Origin of the sequence: Streptomyces huiliensis (assembly GCF_020037025.1) — a bacterium.
GTDB classification, from domain to species: Bacteria; Actinomycetota; Actinomycetes; order Streptomycetales; family Streptomycetaceae; genus Streptomyces; species Streptomyces huiliensis.
The window spans coordinates 1-20,961 of sequence record NZ_JAIQLH010000201.1; the positions used below are offsets into that span (position 1 = coordinate 1).

Consider the following 20,961-nt stretch of genomic DNA (forward strand, 5'->3'; position numbering starts at 1 on the left):
ACGCCGGACGCCGGACGCCGGGGCGGGGTGCTTCGGTCAGGGGGCCCGTAGGCGCATCCCCTTGGGTGTCGCGTGGAAGCCCGCCGTCTCCAGGAGGGTGCCGAGGGGGGAGCCGAGGGCGGGGGATCCGTTGATCTTCTCGACGGTGACCGTGCCCAGGGCGCCCGCGCGGGCCGCGTCGGCCAGGGCCCCGGCGGCTTCCCGCAGGCCGGGGTCGTCCGCGTCCGGTGGTTCCGTGCCGTCTCCGCCCGCCGTCGTGGGCCAGGCGAGCAGGGTTTTCCCGCCGCGCTCCATGTACAGGGCGAGGGCGCCGTCGAGGAGGACGACGAGCGAGCCCGCCTTGCGGCCCGGCTTGTGGGTGGCGCCGGACGGCGGGTCGGGCCAGGGGAGGGCGGCGCCGTACGCGTTGGCGGGGTCGGCGGCGGCCAGGACCACCGCGCGGCGGCGGGCCGGACGGCCGGACGCGGACGGGACGGGGGCCGCCGCGCCGCCCTCGGCGCGTTCCCGCGCGGTGGCGACGGCGCGCAGCCGGTCGATCGCGCCGTCCATGGCGAACTGGGCGGCGCCCAGGCCCTCGACGACGTAGCCGCGGCGGGCCTGCCCGCTGTCCTCGAAGGCGGAGAGCACCCGGTAGGCGGCGGAGAAGCCGCCCGCCACGCCCTCGGCGGCGACGGCGCCGCGGGTGACCACGCCGTGCCGGTCGAGGAGGGTGCGGGCCAGGGCGTGGGCGCGGTGGGTGGTGTCGCCCTCGGGCTCCGGCAGCAGTGCCCAGCGGCCGGCGACGGTCGGGGGGCCGCCGCGGGAGGCGGTGGGGCGGCCGGTGGCGGCCAGGGCGGTGCGGGCGGCGAGCGCGCCGTAACGCCCGCGCGGGACCGCCCGTTTGGCGCGGTGCGCGGTGGAGCCCGCCGTCCGGCCCGAGCCGAGCAGCGCGCGCAGCGGCGCGAGCGTGTCGTTGGTGAGCCGGCCCGACCAGGCGAGGTCCCAGACCGCGTCGGCCAGTCCGGCGTCGGTCGGCGGCGATCCGCCGGGCTCCTGGTGCACCGCCCGGACCCGTTCGGCGATCTGACGGAAGAACAGGCCGTAGCCGCCGGAGAGGGCGTCGAGCACCGCCCGGTGCAGCGGTGTGAGCTCCAGCGGGTGCGGTTCGGGCAGCAGCAGCGGCGCCGTGTCGGCCGGCAGGAGGGAGATCCAGCCGTCCTTGCCGGGAAGCGCGCCGGCGCCGGCCCAGACGACCTCGCCGGCCGCGGTGAGCTCGTCGAGCAGTGCGGGGGAGTAGTCGGAGACCCGCGCGGGCAGGACCAGCTTCTCCAGGGCGGACGCGGGGACGGGCGCGCCCTGCAACTGCTCGACGGCGCGCAGGAGTCCGTCGGCGCCGCGCAGCGCGTGGCCGCCGATGTGCTGCCATTGGGGGAGGAAGGCGGCGAGCGCCGTGGGCGGCACGGGCTCCAGCTCCTGCCGGAGCGCCGCGAGCGAGCGGCGGCGCAGCCGGCGCAGGACCGTGGCGTCGCACCATTCCTGGCCGATGCCCGCGGGGTGGAACTCGCCCTGGACGACGCGGCCGCCGGCCGCCAGGCGCTGCAGGGCGCCGTCGGTGACCGCGGGCCCCAGGCCGAAGCGGGCGGCGGCCTGCGCCGAGGTGAACGGGCCGTGGGTGCGGGCGTAGCGGGCGAGGAGGTCGCCCAGCGGGTCCTTCACGGGCTCGGTGAACGCCTCCGGGACGCCTACCGGCAGCGCTGTGCCCAGGGCGTCGCGCAGTCGGCCCGCGTCCTCGACGGCCGCCCAGTGGTCCCGGCCGGCGATCCGTACCCGCAGGGCGCGGCGGGCGGCGGACAGCTCGTCCGCCCACGCCGGCTCGGCGCCGCGCTCGGCCAGTTCGCCGTCGGTCAGGGGGCCGAGGATCCGCAGCAGGTCGGCCACGCCCTCGGCGTCCTTGATCCGGCGGTCCTCGGTGCGCCACTGGAGCTCGGCCTCCAGCTCGGCGAGGACGTCGGCGTCCAGCAGCTCGCGCAGCTCGGCCTGGCCCAGCAGCTCGGCGAGCAGCCGCGAGTCGAGGGAGAGGGCGGCGGCGCGGCGTTCGGCGAGCGGGGAGTCGCCCTCGTACAGGAACTGGGCGACGTAGCCGAACAGCAGCGAGCGGGCGAACGGCGACGGCTCGGGGGTGGTGACCTCGACGAGGCGCACCCGGCGTGCCTCGATGTCGCCCATGAGCTCGGTGAGGCCGGGGACGTCGAAGACGTCCTGGAGGCACTCGCGGACGGCCTCCAGGACGATCGGGAACGAGCCGAACTCGCTCGCCACCTCCATCAGCTGGGCCGCCCGCTGACGCTGCTGCCACAGCGGGGTGCGCTTGCCGGGGTTGCGGCGCGGGAGCAGGAGCGCGCGGGCGGCGCACTCCCGGAAGCGGGCGGCGAACAGCGCGGAGCCGCCCACCTGTTCGGTGACGACCCCGCCGATCTCGCCGTGGTCGAAGACGACGTCGGCCGCGCCGACGGGCGACTGCTCGGCGTCGTACTCGGTGCCCTGCCGGGCCGGGTCGGTGTCGAGCAGGTCGAGGCCCAGCAGGTCGGCGTCCGGCAGGCGCAGGACGATGCCGTCGTCGGCGTGCATGACCTGGGCGTCCATGCCGTACCGCTCGGTGAGGCGGGCGCCGAGGGCCAGCGCCCAGGGGGCGTGCACCTGGGCGCCGAACGGCGAGTGGACGACGACCCGCCAGTCGCCGAGCTCGTCGCGGAACCGCTCGACGACGATCGTCCGGTCGTCCGGCACGTGGCCGCAGGCGCGGCGCTGTTCGTCGAGGTAGGCGAGGACGTTGTCGGCGGCCCAGGTGTCGAGTCCGGCGGCGGTGAGCCGGGCGCGGGCGTCCTCCGGGCGGGCGCCGCCGATCTCGCGGAGGAACGCGCCCAGTTCCCGGCCCAGTTCCAGCGGGCGGCCCAGCTGGTCGCCCTTCCAGAAGGGCAGCCGTCCCGGAACGCCGGGGGCGGGGGTGACGAGGACGCGGTCGCGGGTGATGTCCTCGATGCGCCAGGAGGTCGTGCCGAGGGTGAACACGTCGCCGACCCGCGACTCGTACACCATCTCCTCGTCCAGCTCGCCGACCCGTCCGCCGCCCTTCTTGGGGTCCGCGCCGGCGAGGAAGACGCCGAAGAGGCCGCGGTCCGGGATGGTGCCTCCGGAGGTGACGGCGAGGTGCTGGGCACCCGGGCGCCCGGTGACCGTGCCGGCGACGCGGTCCCAGACCAGACGGGGCCGCAGCTCGGCGAAGGCGTCGGACGGGTAACGCCCGGCGAGCATGTCGAGCACCCCGGTGTAGGCGGACTCGGGGAGCGCGGCGAAGGGGGCGGCGCGCCGTACCAGGGCGAGCAGTTCGTCGACGTCCCAGGGGTCCATGGCCGTCATGGCGACGATCTGCTGGGCCAGCACGTCCAGCGGGTTGGCGGGCACGCGCAGCGATTCGATGGCCCCCTGGCGCATCCGCTCCGTCACCACGGCCGCCTGGACCAGGTCGCCCCGGTACTTGGGGAAGACGACACCGGTGGAGACCGCGCCGACCTGGTGCCCGGCGCGGCCGACGCGCTGGAGGCCGGAGGCGACCGACGGCGGCGACTCGACCTGGACGACGAGGTCGACGGCGCCCATGTCGATGCCCAGCTCCAGGCTGGAGGTGGCGACGACGGCGGGCAGCCGGCCCGCCTTGAGGTCCTCCTCGACCAGGGCGCGCTGCTCCTTGGAGACCGAGCCGTGGTGCGCGCGGGCGATGACCGCCGGGGCGCCGTGGGCGGCGCCGGACTGGGCCATCAGCTGGGCGGGGGCGTGGTGCTCGGGCAGCGGCTCGCCGGTGGCCCGCTCGTGGGCGATCTCGTTCAGCCGGTTGCACAGCCGCTCGGCCAGCCGGCGGGAGTTGGCGAAGACGATCGTGGAGCGGTGCGCCTGGACGAGGTCGGCGATGCGCTCCTCGACGTGCGGCCAGATCGACGGCTTCTCCCGCTCGTCCCCCTCCTGGACGGGCGAGGCGCCCAGCTCGCCCAGATCCTCCACCGGGACGACCACGGAGAGGTCGAACTCCTTGCCCGACGGCGGCTGGACGATCTCCACCTTGCGCTGGGGCGACAGGTAGCGGGCGACCTCCTCCACCGGCCGGACGGTGGCCGACAGGCCGATGCGCCGGGCCGGGCGGGGCAGGAGGGTGTCCAGCCGCTCCAGGGATAGCGCGAGGTGGGCGCCGCGCTTCGTCCCGGCGACGGCGTGCACCTCGTCGAGGATGACCGTCTCCACCCCGGAGAGCGCCTCCCGCGCGGCGGAGGTGAGCATCAGGAACAGCGACTCGGGGGTGGTGATCAGGATGTCCGGCGGCCGGGTGACCAGCGCGCGGCGCTCGGCGGCCGGGGTGTCGCCGGAGCGGATGCCGACCCGGATCTCCGGCTCGGGCAGTCCGAGCCGGACGGCCTCCTGGCGGATGCCGGTGAGGGGGCTGCGGAGGTTGCGCTCGACGTCGACCGCCAGGGCCTTGAGCGGCGAGACGTACAGGACGCGGCAGCGCTTGGCGCGCTCGGCGGGCGGCGGGGAGCTCGCCAGCCGGTCCAGCGAGGCGAGGAAGGCCGCGAGCGTCTTGCCGGAACCCGTGGGGGCGACGACCAGCACGTCCGAGCCCTCGCCGAGGGCCCGCCAGGCGCCGGCCTGGGCGGCCGTGGGCGCGGGGAAGGCGCCCGTGAACCAGGAGCGGGTCGCGGGCGAGAAGCCGTCGAGGGTCGCGTCCCCCGCCGGCGCCGGCGTCGGGCCTGCCGAGTCATCCGTCATGCCCCCCATCGTGCACCGAGGCACTGACAACGCCCCGAAGCCGCCTCGAACGCGCAGGTCGGCGCGTGGTCAGGGCCGGTCGGCGCAGATCCGGGGGGACGGCAGGGCGGCGCCGCGGCCGTGGGCCCGGAGCGTCAGCAGCGCGTCGAGGGTGACCATCGGGCGGCCTTCCAGGGCGGTGCCGGGCGCCCAGGCGCGCCGCCGCAGCGGCCAGCCGCCGTCCTCCTGCTGCGCGGCGGCGAGATGGTCCAGTGAACGGGCGAACTCGGCGTCGGTGAACCAGGGGCGGGCCCGGGAGTCGGGGCTCCGCGCGAAGTCGTGCGGGAAGTGCGCCGGAGGCCGGGTCTGCGATGCCCCCTCGCCCGGGCCGCCACCGGGCCGGTCCGGATCCAGCACGGCCAGCCTCTGGTCCCGGACCACCCGGCCGAGCCGGTCGGCGGCGGCCTCGGCCCGCTTGCGGTCGGGGACGCCGTCGAGGAAGGCCACGGCCGCCTCGACCTCGTACGGGTGTGGGCGGGCGCCGAGGGTCAGCGCGTCGATCGCGGCCCAGCAGAAGTCCGTCGCGCGGAACAGCCAGGCGTGCCACACGGCGTTGCGGTGCAGCAGGCCCACCACCGGGCCGGTGGTCAGCAGCGAGCCGGTACCGGCCCGGGCGGCGGCGGCCGGGTGCCAGGGGGCGGCGGGCCAGCCGGCGGACGCGGGGTGCAGGGCGGGCAGGGCGCCGTCGGGGGTGGAGATCGCGGTCAGGAAGCGGCAGACCGCCTCGGCCCTGCGGTCCCCGCAGCGGCCGATCTCGTCCAGGACGCGCAGCGCGTGCGCGGTGTGGTGCGGCTGGCTCACCGGACCGCGGAGGTCGGGATCCAGAGCGTGCCCGTAACCGCCGTCGTCACCCCGGTAGGCCGTGAGGGCCGCCTCGACGGCGTCGGGGCTGCCGTCGCGGAAGTGGAAGGCGAATCTGCGCTGTTCGAGGACGCGGGCGGTCAGCCAGATGAAGTCTTCGGCGCGGGCTGCGGGGGATGCTCCGGACGGTGCCATGGAACAGACCGTAGGGCCCGGAACGCCGCCGGTCAGCGGCTTGTGGTCGGCTGCACCCGCAGGGGCGGCGGACAGGGGGCGCGGGGTTGACGGGCGAGGGTCGGAGGGGCCGCCGCGCGGGTTTTAGGATCAAGGGATTTCGGGGGAGCGGAGGGGGCCTGTCGTGGACGAGGGACGAACCGTCGTGTCGGCGGTGGCGAGCGCCGCCGCGGACGGGCGCGCGGCCTCCCTGATCGGCGCCGGGAACGCCGTCGTGATCCTGGGGATCACCGGTCTGGTGCTGTTCCTGCAGTTCCGGGCCCGGCGGGTGCGGGCGGTGATGTTCGTCTGGGTCGCCCTGCTGACCGCCCGCGGCCTGCTGCCCCCGGGCCCCGCGCGGATGACCGCGGCGGGCGTGGCGTTCCTGGTGGTGGGGCTCGCCGTCTCGGCGCTGTTCGGGCTGCTGCGTGGCCGGACCATGCCGCTGTGGCGGGACCGGGACGGGGTGGTGTGGCGCCGGGGCGACGCCGTGACGCTGCGGCTGTGGCTGCTGACCATCGGCGCGCGGCTCGCGCTGACGGGCGTGGAGTACGCGCTGTTCGGCGAGCCGTTCGACGGGGGTGCCTTCCTGCTCGGCTTCGGGCTGACGCTGGCCGTCCAGCAGGTCGTGCTGATGCGGCGGGGGCGGGCGCTGGTCCCCGGCGGGACGGAGCCGGGGGGCGGCCTCGGCCCGGCCGGCGTGCCCGGCTCCGCCGGGTGACGCCTTACTCTGCGTACATGCGGTTGACGGACTTCTGGCGGCGAATGGCCGACCACTTCGGAGCGGCGTACGCCGACTCCTTCGCGCGGGATCACGTGATGTCGGAGCTGGGCGGCAGGACGGTGCACGAGGCGCTCGACGCCGGCTGGAACGCCAAGGACGTGTGGCGTGCGGTGTGCCGGGCGATGGAGATCCCCGCCGACCGGCGCTGACCTCGGACGCCTCCTTCCGGCGTCCGTCCCGCCCCCGGATCCGGTTCCTCGGGACCCGCGTGGCGCGTTTGACACAAAAATCGAACATCCATTCTCATGGGTGGACCGGGCCTGTGGGGAGAAGGCGTTTCTCCAGGTCAGCGCGGTGCCCGGGCCCGTTGTCAGTGGCAGGCGCTAGCGTCGTGGACGTGAAGCGATCGACTCAAACGAACCGGGTGGAACCCATGGCAGGCACGGACCGCGAGAAGGCGCTCGACGCCGCACTCGCGCAAATCGAACGGCAATTCGGCAAGGGCGCCGTGATGCGCCTCGGTGAGCGTCCCAACGAGCCCATCGAGGTCATCTCCACCGGGTCGACCGCTCTCGACGTCGCGCTCGGCGTCGGCGGGCTGCCGCGCGGCCGCGTGGTGGAGGTCTACGGTCCGGAGTCCTCCGGCAAGACGACCCTCACCCTGCACGCGGTGGCCAACGCGCAGCGGGCCGGCGGCACGGTGGCCTTCGTCGACGCGGAGCACGCGCTCGACCCGGAGTACGCCAAGAAGCTCGGCGTCGACATCGACAACCTGATCCTGTCCCAGCCGGACAACGGCGAGCAGGCGCTGGAGATCGTCGACATGCTGGTCCGCTCCGGCGCGCTCGACCTGATCGTCATCGACTCCGTGGCCGCCCTGGTGCCGCGCGCGGAGATCGAGGGCGAGATGGGCGACTCGCACGTGGGCCTCCAGGCCCGCCTGATGAGCCAGGCGCTCCGGAAGATCACCAGCGCGCTGAACCAGTCCAAGACCACCGCGATCTTCATCAACCAGCTCCGCGAGAAGATCGGCGTGATGTTCGGCTCCCCGGAGACCACGACCGGTGGCCGGGCGCTCAAGTTCTACGCCTCGGTGCGCATCGACATCCGCCGCATCGAGACCCTGAAGGACGGCACGGAGGCGGTCGGCAACCGCACCCGCTGCAAGGTCGTCAAGAACAAGGTCGCGCCGCCCTTCAAGCAGGCCGAGTTCGACATCCTCTACGGCCAGGGCATCAGCCGCGAGGGCGGCCTGATCGACATGGGCGTGGAGCACGGCTTCGTGCGCAAGGCCGGTGCCTGGTACACGTACGAGGGCGACCAGCTCGGCCAGGGCAAGGAGAACGCCCGCAACTTCCTGAAGGACAACCCCGACCTCGCCAACGAGATCGAGAAGAAGATCAAGGAGAAGCTGGGCGTGGGCGTCAAGCCCGAGGCGGCGGGCGGCGAGCCGGGCGCGGACGCGGCGGGCGCCGCGGCGGCCGAGCCCGCCAAGGCCGTGCCGGCCCCGGCCGCCAAGGCCACGGGGAAGGCCAAGGCCGCGGCCAAGGGCTAGCCGCCCATGACACGGCGAAGCGACTGGCCCGAACAGCCCGTTGAGCACCGTGCCGGCCGGAGCGGCCGCGGCGATCGCGCGGACGGCGGTGCCGCGTCCCCGTCGAGGGCCGGGAACGCGGCACCACCGCCGCCCGAGGAGCAGGCGCGGGCGATCTGCCTGCGCCTGCTCACCGGCAGCGCGCGCACCCGGAAGCAGCTCGCGGAGGCGCTGGCCAAACGGGGGATCCCCGACGAGGTGGCGGAGGAGGTGCTGTCCCGCTTCGAGGAGGTGGGGCTGATCGACGACGCCGCGTTCGCCGGCGCCTGGGTGGACTCCCGGCACCGCGGCCGGGGGCTGGCCCGCCGGGCCCTGGCCCGGGAGCTGCGCACCAAGGGCGTCGACACGGCGCTGATCGACGAGGCCGTCGGCCGGCTCGACGCGGACCAGGAGGAGCGGACCGCCCGCGACCTGGTCGAGCGCAAACTGCGCTCGACCCGCGGCATGGACCGCGAGAAGCGGCTACGGCGGCTCGTCGGCATGCTCGCCCGCAAGGGCTACTCCGAGGGCCTCGCCCTCCGGGTCGTCCGACGGGCGCTGGAGGAGGAGGGCGACGACCCCGAGGCGCTGGACGCGTACCTGCCGCCGGGGGAGTAGACGGCGGGACGGACGTCGTACCGCGGAGCGGCGCGGCCCGCCGCCCGCGCGGTGCGCCCGCCCCCGCCCGCCCCCGCCCGCCCCCGCCCGCCCCCGCCCGCCCCCGCCCGCCCCCGCCCGCCCCCGCCCGTCCCCGCTCGTACCCGTGTGCTCAGCGCGCCACCGGCAGCCCCGCCGCCCGCCACGCCTGGAAGCCGCCCACCAGATCGGTGGCCCGGTGCAGGCCCAGCCGCCGCAGGGAGACGGCGGCCAGCGACGACGCGTACCCCTCGTCGCAGACGACCACCACCGGCAGGTCGTGCCCCGTGGCCTCCTGGGCGCGGTGCTCGCAGGCGGGGTCGAGCCGCCACTCCAGTTCGTTGCGTTCCACGACCAGCGCTCCGGGGATCGTCCCGTCGCGCTCCCGCAGGGCGGCGTAGCGGATGTCCACCAGCAGCCCGCCGCGCGCCCGGACGTCGGCGGCCTCGGCCGGGGACAGCCGGTCCAGCTCCGCGCGGGCGGCGGCGAGCAGTTCCTCGACCCTCACGCCCACTCCTCCGGCCACTCGACCTGTTCGAGCCGCAGCACCGGCCCGGTCCTGGAGTAACGCCGCATCATCGGTAGCGGCGGGTAGTAGGCGTGCGCGGATACGGCGTGCCCGTCCCCCGGGTTGAAGACCTGGTGGACGTGGTGCGGGCCGAACGCCACGCCGTCCCGTTCGGCGAGCCGGCGCTCGCGGTCGACGCCGTCCGCCAGTTCCAGCGTCTTCCACCCCTCGGTGGGCAGCCGGACGGCGAGCGACTGCTCGGTCAGCACGCCCCCGGCGGTGACGAAGGCGCCGTGCGAGCCGCCGTGGTCGTGCCAGCCGGTGCCGGCGCCGGGCGGCCAGCCGATGAGCCACGCCTCGCACCCGCCCGGCCCGTCCAGCCGGATCCAGGTGCGGCCGGCGGGGTCGAGGGGGAGCGAGGAGACGAGGGCCGCGTCGGCGGCCACGGACCGGACGTAGGCGAGGAGTTCGGCCGCGGAGGGCCCGCCGGCCCGGGCGGGAGCGGGCGTGGCGGAAGGCACGGGAGCGGGCCCGGGAGAGGGCACGGGAGAAGACAGGGGGAGAGGCAACGGAACCGTCCTGGAAGATCGCGAGAGGAGCGCGCCGCACCCGGCTCGGCCGGGGGCCCGCGAGGAGAGCGGATCAGCAGGACGGACGACAGACACAGCCCGCGTAGCGGAGCAGGTCCACATGGACCCTCCGCCAGAAACGCGCGCCTCCGTCAGTCACGTTCCGGAGTCAACCATCGACCGTCCATCCGGGTCAACGCTTGGCCGAAGCCTCACGCGCGGCCGCCTCGTCGGCCCCAGCGGCCACCCGCACAGCCTCGCCCCCCGAAGCGCCGTCGGACGTCTCCTTCACGAGATCCGTGCCCGTCGCCCGGACCGGCTCCGGGGCGCCGCCGCGCGTCGCGTCCGCGCACGCGGCGAGCTCGGCCGCCCGCACCCCGGAGAGCGCGGCCACCAGGTACCCGTCCGGCCGGACCACCAGCACGGTGTGCGCCGCGGCCCCCGGATAGCCCTCCGCCACCAGCAGTTCGGCCCGCATCGGAAGCCCCTCCACGGCGGCGGCCAACCGCGGCATCAGCCCCGCGCCGAGCCAGTGCCGGCGCTCCCACACCCCCGTCCCGGGAGCGATCAGCACCACCAGCAGAGCGCCGTCGAGCCGGTCGTGCAGCCGGACCGACGACCCGTCGGGCGCCGTCACCGGCACGTCCTCCACCGGCGCCCCGACCGGGGTGCCGACGGGCACCGAGCCGGCGGGCGGTGCCGCCGGCGCCAGGGCCGTCCGGCCGTACAGCACCGGGCCGGCCAGCGCCCCCCGCCCCAGATGACCTTCCGTCAGGATCACGTCGTGGCCGCGCACGGAGCCCGGCACGACCGTCCGCCGGACCGTGCGCCAGCCGCCCGCGCCCCGGACCGCGGGCAGCGCCCGGTCGGCGGACCGCAGCAGGCAGCCGACCGCCTCCCTGCGCTCCTCCTCGTAGCTGTCGAGCAGCGCCTCCGAGGCGCCGTGGTGCCAGGCCAGGGCGAGCTTCCAGGCCAGGTTCCCGGCGTCCCGCAGCCCCTCGTCCAGCCCCTGGGTGCCGAAGGTGCCCAGCAGATGGGCGGCGTCCCCGGCGAGGAAGGCGCGTCCGTCGCGCCAGCGGCGCGCGAGGCGGTGGTGCACGGCGTACACGCCGGTGTCCAGCAGCTCGTAGGGGGGCACGTCCCCGCACCACGCGCCCAGGGAGTCGTGGACGTGGCCCAACAGGGTCTCGGGGGTGACCAGTCCGCCGTCCGGCGGCAGCAGCCAGTCGAGCCGCCACACCCCGTCCGGCAGTGGACGGGCCGTCACCTCCGGGCCGCGCAGCGGCGACCGCTGGAGCACGGCCTCGCCCGGCCACGGCAGCTCGGTGCGCAGGGCCGCGACGGCGTACCGCTCGACGTTCGTCCGCCCGGGGAAGCGCGTGCCCAGCAGCTTGCGCACGGTGGACCGCGCGCCGTCGCAGCCGACCAGAAAGCTCGCCCGCCACGTCGCCCCGTGCTGGGTCTCCAGGGTGACCCCGCCGCCGTCCTGCCGGAGCCCGGTCACCCGGCAGTCGGGAACGATCCGCGCGCCGTCGTGGGCGGCCAGCGCCGCCCGCAGCTCGCGGACCAGCGCATGCTGCGGCAGATGGAGGGGCGGCGGCTCGCCGGGACCGCCGTCCGGCGTGTCCTCGGCGGGGGCACCCTCGTCGTCGGGGACGAACGCCCCGTCGTCCGCCGGGACTTCCTTGCCCGCGTCGGGCCCGGTGAAGGCCACCCGGGCCACCGTCGAGCGGCGGCGCAGGGTGCGCCAGCCGGTCCAGCGGGCGCCCTCCGCGGTGGTGCAGCCGAGCCGCTCCAGCATCGCGGCGGTGTCCGGCCGGAGCACGGCGGTCCGGGCGAGGCGGCGCTCGGCGAGGTCCGCGTCGTCGGCCGGCCGCTCGTCCAGGACGACGACGGGCACCTCGTGGCGGGAGAGGGCCAGGGCGAGCGCGAGGCCGACGGGGCCGGCCCCGACGACGGTCACCGGGTCCACGGCGCGAGGGTGGTGAGGAGACGGAGCGCGATCACAGAACGTATGCAACCCATTGCCGGTGCTTGCGTCAAGTGATCAGTGGTCCCCCGTCGGCGCGCCGGTGGCGCACGCCCCCCGGTCCGCGGAGGGACCGGGAGCCGTCGTGCGCCACCGGGGCATCACCGGGTCAGGCGGCCGGACCTGCTCCTGCGGCGTTCCCGAGCTCCACGGCCACGGGGGGAGCGGGAGGGGCGCCCTTGCGGGAGCGCTTCGTGCGCCGTTCGATCCAGTTGGCGATGCCGGACAGGGCCAGGCAGAGCACGATGTAGATCGAACCGAAGATGATCATCATCGGGATGTACGCGTAGACACCGCCCACCGGCGGCTGCTGCTGCGCGAACCCCTTGCCCACGTAGAGCAGTTCCTCGTAGAGGATGATGAAGCCGAGCGAGGTGTCCTTGAGCGTCACCACCAGCTGGCTGATGATCGAGGGCAGCATCGAGCGGACGGCCTGCGGGACGAGGATGCCCGTCATCACCTGGGTCTTGCGCAGACCGATGGCGTAGGCGGCCTCGCTCTGCCCCTTGGGCAGGGCCTTGATGCCGGACCGGAAGATCTCCGCCTGGACCGACCCGTTGTAGAGGGTCAGGCCGATGACCAGGGCCCACATGGGCTCGGTGGTGAAGATGGCCGCGGAGAGCAGGAAGATCATGATGAGCAGCGGCATGGCGCGGAAGAACTCCACGACCACGGTGGCCGCCCAGCGCACCGGCCGGTGGTCGGAGAGCCGCGCCGTGGCCAGCAGCGCGCCGAACGCGAGGGAGAACGCCGCCGCGAAGGCGAACGTCTTGAGCGTCGTCAGCAGGCCCTCGAGGATGCGTTCCTGCGTGTCGTTGTACTGGTACGTGTCCCACAGGCTGTGCTGGAACTGCCCGGTCACGTCCAGCCGGTGGATGATGAAGGCGAGAAGGCCGAGGATCGCGAGGGCCGAGACCGCGCCGTACACCCGGTTGCGGGCCCGGGCCTTGGGGCCGGGGGCGTCGAAGAGGACGTTGGTGGTCACCGGGCCACCGCCATCCGGTTCTCCAACAGCCGGAAGAGGCCGCTGATCACGAAGGTGATGATGAGGTAGCAGATCGCGATCCAGAGGAAGATGACGTAGATGTTGTACCCCTCGTCCGCGTTGAGCTGCTGCTGGACGGCCCCGAGTTCCGTCACGTTGAAGCCGGAGGCGATGGCCGTGTTCTTGGCGAGCGCGATCATCAGGCTGCCGATCGGGGGTATCGCGGTCCGGAGGGCCTGCGGCAGGACGACCTGGCCCAGGGTCTGGCTGAAGGTCATCCCGATCGACCGGGCCGCCTCCGCCTGCCCCATGGGCACGGTGTTGATGCCCGACCGGATGGCCTCGCAGATGAAGGCCGAGGTGTAGCAGCCCAGGGCCAGCACGGCGAGCCAGAAGGTGTCCCAGCCCTTGAGCCCCAGGGCCGGCAGGCCGAGGGTCACGGCGAGGAAGAGGAGCACGAGCGGGGTGTTGCGCAGCAGCGTCACCCACGTCGTGCCGAAGACACGCAGCGCGGGCACCGGAGAGACCCGGAACGCGGCGATCAGGGTGCCCAGTACCAGGGCCAACAGTGCGCTCAGCACCGTCAGCTCGACGGTGTTGAGGAAGCCTTCGCGGAAATCCGCGAAGTGGTCCGTCAGAACGTTCAAGTCACTTCTCCGGAATCGCGTGGCGGTCGTCCCCGGGCCGTCCCCGGGCCCTCGTCAAAGGCCCGGGGACGGCCCGGCCGGAAGCGGTCAGTGGGGTCAGTAGCGGTCGACGGCGGGCGGCTCCTGGGCGGCCACGCCCGACTGGCCGAGCGTGGCGTCGTACGCCTTCTTCCAGTCGCCGTTCTTGATGTGGGCTTCCAAAGCGTTGTTGACCGCGTCGCGCAGGGCCTTGTCGCCCTTCTTCAGGCCGACGCCGTACGGCTCCTTGGAGAAGGGGCTGCCGACGACCTTGAGCTGGCCCTTGTTCTGGGCGGCATAGCCCTTGAGGATCGAGTCGTCGGTGGTGACCGCGTCCACCGTGCCGTTGAGCAGCTCCTGGACGCAGAGCTGGTAGGTCTGCTGGGCCTTGACCTCCTTGGCGCCGTACTTGTCTTCCTTGATCCGCTTGAGCGGGGTGGAGCCGGTCGCCGAACAGACCTTCTTGCCCTTGATGTCGTCCGGGCCCTTGATGTCGCTGCCCGCCTTGACGAGCAGGTCCTGGCCGGCGATGTAGTACGGGCCGCCGAAGTCGATCTGCTTCTTGCGCTCGTCGTTGATCGTGTACGTACCGACGTACAGGTCGACGCCGCCGTTGGCGATCTGGGTCTCCCGGGCCGCCGAGGGCACCGTCTTGAACTCGATGTGGGCGTTGTCGAAGCCGAGATCGGCCGCGATCATCCGGGCGATCTCCACGTCGAAGCCGGACCGCGTCTTGTCGCTGGGGTTCTCGAAGCCGAGGAAGGGCTGATCGGACTTGGTGCCGATGGTGATCTTCTTGCCCTTGATCTTCTCGAAGACGGGCGAGTCCTTGACGTCCGCCGCAGTGTTGACCTTGTAGGTCGGGGCGGCAGGTGCGGAGGAGCCGCCGGACCCGGCGTCGTTCTTCTTGTCGTCCTCGCGGTCCTTCCCGCAGGCGGTCGCGGACGCGGCCAGCGCCACCACCACGGCGGCCACGGCGGCGGTCTTCCGGAGCTTCATCGTGAACATCCTTTGTGTCGGCGGGTGTTCGCCCTGCGGGAGGACGGCGTGGGGGTGGGGTGAAGGGAGGGGCTCAGGGGTGGGTTCAGCGGTGTGCTCAGTGGTGGAGGATCTTGGACAGGAAGTCCTTGGCCCGGTCGCTGCGCGGGTTGCTGAAGAAGCTGTCCGGCCGCGCCTCCTCGACGATGCGGCCGTCGGCCATGAAGACCACGCGGTTGGCGGCGGAGCGGGCGAAGCCCATCTCGTGGGTGACGACGACCATGGTCATCCCGTCCCGGGCGAGCTGCTGCATGACCTCCAGCACCTCGTTGATCATCTCCGGGTCCAGGGCGGAGGTCGGCTCGTCGAAGAGCATCACCTTGGGGTCCATGGCGAGCGCGCGGGCGATGGCCACGCGCTGCTGCTGGCCGCCGGAGAGCTGGGCCGGGTACTTGTCCGCCTGGGCGCCGACGCCCACCCGGTCCAGCAGGCTGCGCGCGGTGGCCTCGGCCGTCTTCCGGTCCTTCTTGCGGACCTTGACCTGGCCGAGCGTCACGTTGTCCAGGACGGTCTTGTGCGCGAACAGGTTGAAGGACTGGAAGACCATGCCCACGTCGGCGCGCAGCCGCGCCAGCTCCCTGCCCTCCTGGGGCAGCGGCCGGCCGTCGATGGTGATCGAGCCGGAGTCCGTCGTCTCCAGCCGGTTGATGGTCCGGCACAGCGTCGACTTCCCCGAACCCGACGGGCCGATGACGACGACCACCTCGCCGCGGGCGATGGTGAGGTCGATGTCCTGGAGCACGTGCAGCTGCCCGAAGTGCTTGTTGACCTTGTCCAGGACGACCAGTGCGTCCCCGGCGGGGGCGGGGCCCTCGGCGGCCTTGGCGTCCTTGGTCACCGGTGCTTCGCTCATCGGCGTTCCTCGCTCCGTCCTCCTCGAATGAGAGGACAGTAGTGAGCCGCCCCGACCAGCGTCATTACATCTGAGCTGAAATTGAGCATAACGATCCGGCCGCGGCCGGACACCGTGCGTGAAGGGGGCGCGAAGCGCACGCGGGGCGTACCGGCTGCATAACGGAAGCCCCCGGCGGGGCCGCACCCCCTTGACGCGCGCCGCGTCCATCGGAGTGGATGCGGTGTCGCCGCACGCGCGCGGCCGGCAACGCGGACGGAAGGCGACGGAGGACGAGTGAGACTGCTGCTGGTGGAGGACGACGACCACGTCGCCGCGGCCCTGTCGGCCGTACTGGCCCGGCACGGCTTCGCCGTCACCCACGCCCGCAACGGCGAGGAGGCCCTCCAGGCCCTGCTGCCGGGTGATGCCGCGCCGTTCGGCGTCGTCCTGCTCGACCTCGGCCTGCCCGACCAGGACGGCTTCGAGGTCTGCGGCAGGATCCGCAAGCGCACCGCCACCCCCGTCATCATGGTGACCGCGCGGGCCGACACCCGCTCCAAGATCCACGGCCTGAACCTGGGCGCCGACGACTACGTCGTCAAGCCGTACGACACCGGCGAGCTGCTCGCCCGCATCCACGCCGTCGCCCGGCGCACCCCGCCGGGTCCCGGGCCCCAGCCCGGGCCGGACGAGGTCCCGGGCAGCACCCTGCGGCTGGGCGGCCTGACCATCGAACTGCCCACGCGGCGCGTCTCGGTGGACGGCCTGGCGGTGCCGCTCACCCGCAAGGAGTTCGACCTCCTGGCCTTGCTCGCGCAGCGCCCGGGCGTCGTCTTCCGCCGGGAGCAGATCATCAGCGAGGTGTGGCAGACGAGTTGGGAGGGGACGGGCCGGACACTGGAGGTGCACATCGCCTCGCTCCGGGGCAAACTCCGCATGCCCGCCCTGATCGAGACGGTCAGGGGCGTCGGCTACAAAATCGTCGTCCCCACGGCGTGACGGCCGAACGCACCCGTGCGCGCCCGACTCCTCCCCCTGCTCATCGTCCTCATGGCCGGCGTGCTGCTCGCCCTCGGCCTCCCGCTCGGCGCCGGCCTGGCCAACGTGCAGCAGCAGCGCCTGGTGGTCGACCGGATCGACGACACCGCGCGGTTCGCCGCGCTCGCCCAGTACGTCGCCACCCGGCCGTTCGAGACGGCCACCGACGCCGACGAGCGGCTGATCACCCTCCGGGCCGAACTCAACCGCTACGAGGACCTGTACGGCATACGCGCCGGCGTCTTCTACCGCGACGGCACCATCATGGCCGCCGCCCCGGCCGGCTGGACCGGGCCGCCCGACGCCGAGGGCGAGCGGGCGTTCCGCGAGGCGCTGGCGGGCCGCCGCAGCCATGACCCCGAACAGGTCTGGCCCTGGGACCCCCACCGGCTCACCGTCGCGTCCCCGGTGATCCGCGACGGTGACGTCGTCGCGGTCGTCGTCACCGACTCGCCCACCGGGGCGCTGCGCTCGTGGATCCTGCACAAGTGGCTGCTGATACTGGTGGGGGAGTCGGCGGCGATGCTGCTCGCCGTGGCCGCCGCGTTCCGGCTCACCGGCTGGGTGCTGCGGCCCGTCCGCACCCTGGACGCCGCCGCGCACGGCATGGCCGGCGGCCGGCTGAACTCCCGGGTGGCGGCCGACAGTGGACCGCCGGAACTCCGGCGGCTGGCCCGCTCGTTCAACGAGATGGCCGACAACGTCGAGGAGTCCCTGGAGCAGCAGCGCGCGTTCGTCGCCGACGCCTCCCACCAGCTGCGCAACCCGCTCGCCGCCCTGCTGCTGCGGATCGAGCTGCTGGCGCTGGAACTGCCCGAAGGGCACGAGGAGATCGCCTCCGTGCGCACCGAGGGCAAGCGGCTGGCCCGGGTGCTGGACGACCTCCTCGACCTCGCGCTCGCCGAGCACGCCGCGAGCGACCTCCAGCTGACCGACATCGCGGAGCTCGTCGCCGACCGGGTCGGCGCCTGGTCGCCGGTGGCCGAACGGGAGCGGGTGGAACTGGCCTACACGGGCCCGGCGGCGGCCACGGGCTGGGCCGACCCCGTCGCCCTGTCCAGCGCGCTCGACGCCGTCATGGACAACGCCCTCAAGTTCACGCCGGAGGGCGCCCGGGTCGAGGTCGCCCTGGAGGCGGCGGGGGACCGCGTCGTCGTCACCGTCACCGACGAGGGGCCGGGCCTGACGGACGAGGAGCTCGCCCGCGTCGGCGACCGCTTCTGGCGCAGCGGCCGGCACCAGAACGTCTCGGGGTCGGGACTCGGCCTCTCCATCGCCCGCACCCTGCTCACCGCCGGCGGCGCGGGCATCGGCTACGCGCCCAACGAGCCGCACGGGCTGCGGGTCGCCATCGACGTGCCGCGCGAGAAGCCGTAGGAGGAGCCGAAGAAGCCGTCAGGGTTTCGTCGACACGTAGTACCGCCGCGCCCCCGAGTGCAGCTTCAGCGGATCGGTGAAGACCGCCGTGCGCAGGTCCACCCGCTGCGCCGCGTGCACCTCCTCGCCGATCCGGTCCCGGCTCGCTATCACCGTGCGCGTCACGCCCTCGGTGAGGCCCGCGTCGGTGTCCTCGGTGGTGATGAGCAGGTTCGCGACCGCGATGGTCTTCACCGCCTCGGTGGCCTCCATGGCCGGGTACGCGTCCGCCGGCATCACCGCGGCCCGGTAGAACCGCGTCTCGCGGCCCATCGTCCGGAGCGGGCCGATCATGTCGCCGAGCTGCACGAGCCGTACCGGCATCCGCCGGCTCAGCGACAGGACGGCGTTGGTGGGCAGCCCGCCGGACCAGAAGAAGGCGTCGATCTCGCCCCGCTCCAGGAGGTCCGGCATCCGGTCGATGCCCACCTGGACGGGGGTGATGTCCCTGGTGAAGTCCAGGCCCGCGGCCCGGAACAGCCTCCTGGTGATCAGCTGCACCCCGGAGCCCTCGGCCCCCACGCCGACCTTGAGCCCCTTGAGGTCCCGGATCGACTGGGCCGAGGCGTCCTTGCGCACCACGAGCTGCATGTAGTCGTCGTAGAGGCGGGCGCAGGCCCGCAGCCGGTCGCTTCCCGGACGTTTGTTGTCGACGTAGTCCGCGGCGGCGTCGGCCGTCGCGATCGCGAAGTCGGCGTCGCCCGAGGTGAGCTGCCTGAGGTTGTCGACGGAGCCGGTGCTGAGCCGCAGCCGGACGTCCAGGGCCGGCAGGTCGCGGGCCAGGTCCTCCTTGAGCAGCGCGCCGTACTTGGCGTAGACGCCGGTCGGCACCCCCGTGGCGACGGTGATCCGGCCGCCCGGCACCGGGGTCTCCGGCGGCGCGGCCAGCGACCAGGTGAGCAGCGCGAGCAGGACGGCGGACAGGGCACCCGCCCACACGGTGCGGCGCCGGTGCAGAGGGGTACGGGGTGCCATGGGCGGATCCTGCCAGCGCGCGCCGGGGGACGCCAGGCCTCCGCGGGCCGGATGCGGCTCTTCGCGGGCGGGAACTCCCGGCGTTCCGCGCCCCGGCGCGCGGCCGGAGCGGAGTGGGACGTTCCGGCACGGAAGAGGTCCTCCGGGACACCGCCTACCCTTGTGTGCATGACCAGCAGCGACCGGAGCCACGACGTGCCCTCGACCAAGACCTACCTCATCCGCACCTACGGGTGCCAGATGAACGTCCATGACTCCGAGCGGCTCTCCGGCCTGCTGGAGGACGCGGGCTACGTCCGCGCCCCCGAGAACACCGCCGAGGGCGACGCCGACGTCGTCGTCTTCAACACCTGCGCCGTCCGCGAGAACGCCGACAACAAGCTGTACGGCAACCTCGGCCGGCTGGCCCCGATGAAGACCCGGCGCCCCGGCATGCAGATCGCCGTCGGCGGCTGCCTGGCGCAGAAGGACCGCGACACCATCGTCAAGAAGGCGCCGTGGGTCGACGTCGTCTTCGGCACGCACAACATCGGCAAGCTGCCCGTGCTGCTGGAGCGCGCCCGGATCCAGGAGGAGGCGCAGGTCGAGATCGCCGAGTCGCTGGAGGCGTTCCCGTCCACCCTCCCGACCCGGCGCGAGAGCGCGTACGCCGCGTGGGTCTCGATCTCCGTCGGCTGCAACAACACCTGCACCTTCTGTATCGTCCCCGCGCTGCGCGGCAAGGAGAAGGACCGCCGGCCCGGCGACATCCTGGCCGAGGTGGAGGCGCTGGTCGCCGAGGGCGTCAGCGAGATCACCCTGCTCGGGCAGAACGTCAACGCCTACGGCTCCGACATCGGCGACCGCGAGGCGTTCTCCAAGCTGCTGCGCGCCTGCGGGAAGATCGAGGGCCTGGAGCGCGTCCGCTTCACCTCGCCGCACCCGCGCGACTTCACCGACGACGTGATCGCCGCGATGGCCGAGACGCCCAACGTGATGCCGCAGCTGCACATGCCGCTCCAGTCCGGCTCGGACACCGTCCTGAAGGCGATGCGCCGTTCGTACCGCCAGGAGCGCTTCCTCGGCATCATCGACAAGGTGCGCGCCGCCATGCCGGACGCCGCGATCTCCACCGACATCATCGTCGGCTTCCCCGGTGAGACCGAGGAGGACTTCGAGCAGACCATGCACGTGGTCCGCGAGGCCCGCTTCGCCCAGGCGTTCACCTTCCAGTACTCCAAGCGCCCCGGCACCCCCGCGGCGACCATGGACGGCCAGATCCCCAAGGAGGTCGTGCAGGCGCGCTACGAGCGGCTGGTGGAGCTCCAGGAGCGGATTTCCTGGGAGGAGAACAAGAAGCAGGTCGGCCGGACGCTGGAGATCCTGGTCGCCGAGGGCGAGGGCCGGAAGGACGACGCCACGCGGCGGCTGTCCGGCCGGGCGCCCGACAACCGCCTCGTCCACTTCACCAAGCCCGACGAGCCGGTCCGGCCGGGCGACGTGGTCACGGTCGAGATCACCTACGCCGCCCCGCACCACCTGCTGGCCGAAGGCGCGGCCAAGAGCGTGCGCCGCACCCGCGCGGGCGACGCCTGGGAGAAGCGCACCGCCGCCGCCGCGGAGAAGCCGAAGGGCGTGCTGCTCGGCATCCCGACCATCGGCGCTCCGGCGCCCTCCCCGGCGCCGGCCGCCGCGGGCTGCGGCTGCGACTGAGCCGGGTACCGAGAAGGGCGTTAGGGTTCCGAACATGCTCGTCGCCGCCGCCGTGTGCCCCTGCCCGCCGCTGCTCGTACCCGAGGTCGCCGCCGGGGCCGCCCCGGAGCTCGACCCGCTGCGGGCCGCCTGCCTGGACGCGGTCGCCGTCCTGGCCGCCGCCCGGCCCGACCGCCTCGTCGTGGTCGGGCCCGCCGCCGAGGCCGGTGCGGGCACCCACCCGGAGGGCGCCCGCGGCTCGTTCCGCGGTTTCGGGGTGCCCCTGGACGTCCGACTGGGCGCGGGTGACGCCGACGGGCGGCCGCTGCCGCTCTCGCTGGCCGTCGCCGCCTGGCTGCTGGAGCGCACCGGCTGGTCGGCGTCCCCGGTGGCCGGCCTCGGGGTGGCCGAGTCGCTCGAACCCGCCGGCTGCCTGGCCGCGGGCCGCGAGC

19 protein-coding genes are annotated in these 20,961 nt (G+C 74.0%); 8 read left to right on the plus strand and 11 right to left on the minus strand.

Annotated elements, in window-relative coordinates; genetic code table 11:
• Window positions 1–36: 36 nt before the first annotated feature.
• Both JNW98_RS27430 and JNW98_RS27435 read right to left on the minus strand, forming a co-directional pair.
• Window positions 37–4,794 carry an ATP-dependent helicase gene (locus JNW98_RS27430; RefSeq protein ID WP_223770993.1) on the minus strand — a complete coding sequence of 1,586 codons (4,758 nt, stop codon included), beginning with the start codon at window positions 4,792–4,794 and terminating at the stop codon, window positions 37–39.
• 69 nt (window positions 4,795–4,863) lie between these two features.
• Window positions 4,864–5,829, minus strand: coding sequence for a hypothetical protein (locus JNW98_RS27435; protein WP_223770994.1), 966 nt, complete (start codon window positions 5,827–5,829; stop codon window positions 4,864–4,866).
• 163 nt (window positions 5,830–5,992) lie between these two features.
• Between JNW98_RS27435 and JNW98_RS27440 the strand changes: the two genes are divergently transcribed.
• The 4 genes from JNW98_RS27440 to recX all read left to right on the plus strand — a co-directional run bounded on the left by JNW98_RS27440 (window position 5,993) and on the right by recX (window position 8,762).
• Window positions 5,993–6,568, plus strand: a complete 576-nt coding sequence (locus JNW98_RS27440; RefSeq protein WP_223770995.1) for a hypothetical protein — start codon at window positions 5,993–5,995, stop codon at window positions 6,566–6,568.
• Between the two features lie 17 nt (window positions 6,569–6,585).
• Entirely contained in the window at window positions 6,586–6,780 is a 195-nt protein-coding gene (locus JNW98_RS27445) for a DUF3046 domain-containing protein (protein ID WP_223770996.1), read from the plus strand.
• Between the two features lie 224 nt (window positions 6,781–7,004).
• Window positions 7,005–8,126, plus strand: coding sequence for a recombinase RecA (recA, locus tag JNW98_RS27450; RefSeq protein ID WP_223770997.1), 1,122 nt, complete (start codon window positions 7,005–7,007; stop codon window positions 8,124–8,126).
• Window positions 8,127–8,132: 6 nt separating this feature from the next.
• Window positions 8,133–8,762 carry a recombination regulator RecX gene (recX, locus tag JNW98_RS27455; protein ID WP_223770998.1) on the plus strand — a complete coding sequence of 210 codons (630 nt, stop codon included), beginning with the start codon at window positions 8,133–8,135 and terminating at the stop codon, window positions 8,760–8,762.
• A gap of 151 nt (window positions 8,763–8,913) precedes the next feature.
• Here recX and JNW98_RS27460 read toward each other — a convergent pair whose 3' ends face one another.
• The 8 genes from JNW98_RS27460 to JNW98_RS27490 all read right to left on the minus strand — a co-directional run bounded on the left by JNW98_RS27460 (window position 8,914) and on the right by JNW98_RS27490 (window position 15,427).
• Entirely contained in the window at window positions 8,914–9,288 is a 375-nt protein-coding gene (locus JNW98_RS27460; protein ID WP_223770999.1) for a rhodanese-like domain-containing protein, read from the minus strand.
• Window positions 9,285–9,809, minus strand: a complete 525-nt coding sequence (locus tag JNW98_RS27465; RefSeq protein WP_223771000.1) for a cupin domain-containing protein — start codon at window positions 9,807–9,809, stop codon at window positions 9,285–9,287. Before JNW98_RS27465 ends, JNW98_RS27460 begins: the two co-directional genes overlap by 4 nt.
• 121 nt (window positions 9,810–9,930) lie before the next feature.
• On the minus strand, window positions 9,931–10,017 hold the full coding sequence (locus JNW98_RS36950) for a putative leader peptide (protein ID WP_313772161.1): 87 nt from the start codon (window positions 10,015–10,017) through the stop codon (window positions 9,931–9,933).
• Window positions 10,018–10,050: 33 nt separating this feature from the next.
• Window positions 10,051–11,829 (minus strand): FAD-dependent oxidoreductase, encoded by a 1,779-nt coding sequence (locus JNW98_RS27470; RefSeq protein WP_223771001.1) that lies wholly within the window; start codon window positions 11,827–11,829, stop codon window positions 10,051–10,053.
• A gap of 166 nt (window positions 11,830–11,995) precedes the next feature.
• Window positions 11,996–12,871, minus strand: a complete 876-nt coding sequence (locus tag JNW98_RS27475; protein ID WP_223771002.1) for an amino acid ABC transporter permease — start codon at window positions 12,869–12,871, stop codon at window positions 11,996–11,998.
• On the minus strand, window positions 12,868–13,518 hold the full coding sequence (locus tag JNW98_RS27480; protein WP_223771003.1) for an amino acid ABC transporter permease: 651 nt from the start codon (window positions 13,516–13,518) through the stop codon (window positions 12,868–12,870). Before JNW98_RS27480 ends, JNW98_RS27475 begins: the two co-directional genes overlap by 4 nt.
• Window positions 13,519–13,614: 96 nt before the next feature.
• Window positions 13,615–14,535 carry a glutamate ABC transporter substrate-binding protein gene (locus JNW98_RS27485; protein ID WP_223771004.1) on the minus strand — a complete coding sequence of 307 codons (921 nt, stop codon included), beginning with the start codon at window positions 14,533–14,535 and terminating at the stop codon, window positions 13,615–13,617.
• 97 nt (window positions 14,536–14,632) lie between these two features.
• Window positions 14,633–15,427 carry an amino acid ABC transporter ATP-binding protein gene (locus JNW98_RS27490; RefSeq protein WP_372459333.1) on the minus strand — a complete coding sequence of 265 codons (795 nt, stop codon included), beginning with the start codon at window positions 15,425–15,427 and terminating at the stop codon, window positions 14,633–14,635.
• 276 nt (window positions 15,428–15,703) lie between these two features.
• Between JNW98_RS27490 and JNW98_RS27495 the strand changes: the two genes are divergently transcribed.
• Together JNW98_RS27495 and JNW98_RS27500 are read left to right on the plus strand one after the other, a co-directional pair.
• Window positions 15,704–16,408 carry a response regulator transcription factor gene (locus tag JNW98_RS27495; RefSeq protein ID WP_223771005.1) on the plus strand — a complete coding sequence of 235 codons (705 nt, stop codon included), beginning with the start codon at window positions 15,704–15,706 and terminating at the stop codon, window positions 16,406–16,408.
• A 15-nt stretch (window positions 16,409–16,423) separates the two neighbouring features.
• Window positions 16,424–17,824, plus strand: a complete 1,401-nt coding sequence (locus JNW98_RS27500; RefSeq protein WP_223771006.1) for a sensor histidine kinase — start codon at window positions 16,424–16,426, stop codon at window positions 17,822–17,824.
• An 18-nt stretch (window positions 17,825–17,842) separates the two neighbouring features.
• Here JNW98_RS27500 and JNW98_RS27505 read toward each other — a convergent pair whose 3' ends face one another.
• On the minus strand, window positions 17,843–18,838 hold the full coding sequence (locus JNW98_RS27505; RefSeq protein WP_223771007.1) for a TAXI family TRAP transporter solute-binding subunit: 996 nt from the start codon (window positions 18,836–18,838) through the stop codon (window positions 17,843–17,845).
• A gap of 168 nt (window positions 18,839–19,006) precedes the next feature.
• Here JNW98_RS27505 and miaB point away from each other — a divergent pair, with 168 nt between their 5' ends.
• Window positions 19,007–20,530, plus strand: coding sequence for a tRNA (N6-isopentenyl adenosine(37)-C2)-methylthiotransferase MiaB (gene miaB / locus JNW98_RS27510; RefSeq protein ID WP_223771008.1), 1,524 nt, complete (start codon window positions 19,007–19,009; stop codon window positions 20,528–20,530).
• A gap of 34 nt (window positions 20,531–20,564) precedes the next feature.
• On the plus strand, window positions 20,565–20,961 hold a 397-nt coding region (locus tag JNW98_RS27515), incomplete at its 3' end, for a class III extradiol ring-cleavage dioxygenase family protein (protein WP_504755434.1).

What these genes read in the sequence shown, in the direction of transcription:
- miaB (WP_223771008.1), top strand. Translation starts at nt 19,007, where the DNA reads ATGACCAGCAGCGACCGGAGCCACGACGTGCCCTCGACCAAGACCTAC.
- recX (WP_223770998.1), top strand. Translation starts at nt 8,133, where the DNA reads ATGACACGGCGAAGCGACTGGCCCGAACAGCCCGTTGAGCACCGTGCC.
- JNW98_RS27485 (WP_223771004.1), bottom strand. Translation starts at nt 14,535, where the DNA reads ATGAAGCTCCGGAAGACCGCCGCCGTGGCCGCCGTGGTGGTGGCGCTG.
- JNW98_RS27445 (WP_223770996.1), top strand. Translation starts at nt 6,586, where the DNA reads ATGCGGTTGACGGACTTCTGGCGGCGAATGGCCGACCACTTCGGAGCG.
- JNW98_RS27435 (WP_223770994.1), bottom strand. Translation starts at nt 5,829, where the DNA reads ATGGCACCGTCCGGAGCATCCCCCGCAGCCCGCGCCGAAGACTTCATC.
- JNW98_RS27490 (WP_372459333.1), bottom strand. Translation starts at nt 15,427, where the DNA reads ATGAGCGAAGCACCGGTGACCAAGGACGCCAAGGCCGCCGAGGGCCCC.
- JNW98_RS27505 (WP_223771007.1), bottom strand. Translation starts at nt 18,838, where the DNA reads ATGGCACCCCGTACCCCTCTGCACCGGCGCCGCACCGTGTGGGCGGGT.
- recA (WP_223770997.1), top strand. Translation starts at nt 7,005, where the DNA reads ATGGCAGGCACGGACCGCGAGAAGGCGCTCGACGCCGCACTCGCGCAA.
- JNW98_RS27430 (WP_223770993.1), bottom strand. Translation starts at nt 4,794, where the DNA reads ATGACGGATGACTCGGCAGGCCCGACGCCGGCGCCGGCGGGGGACGCG.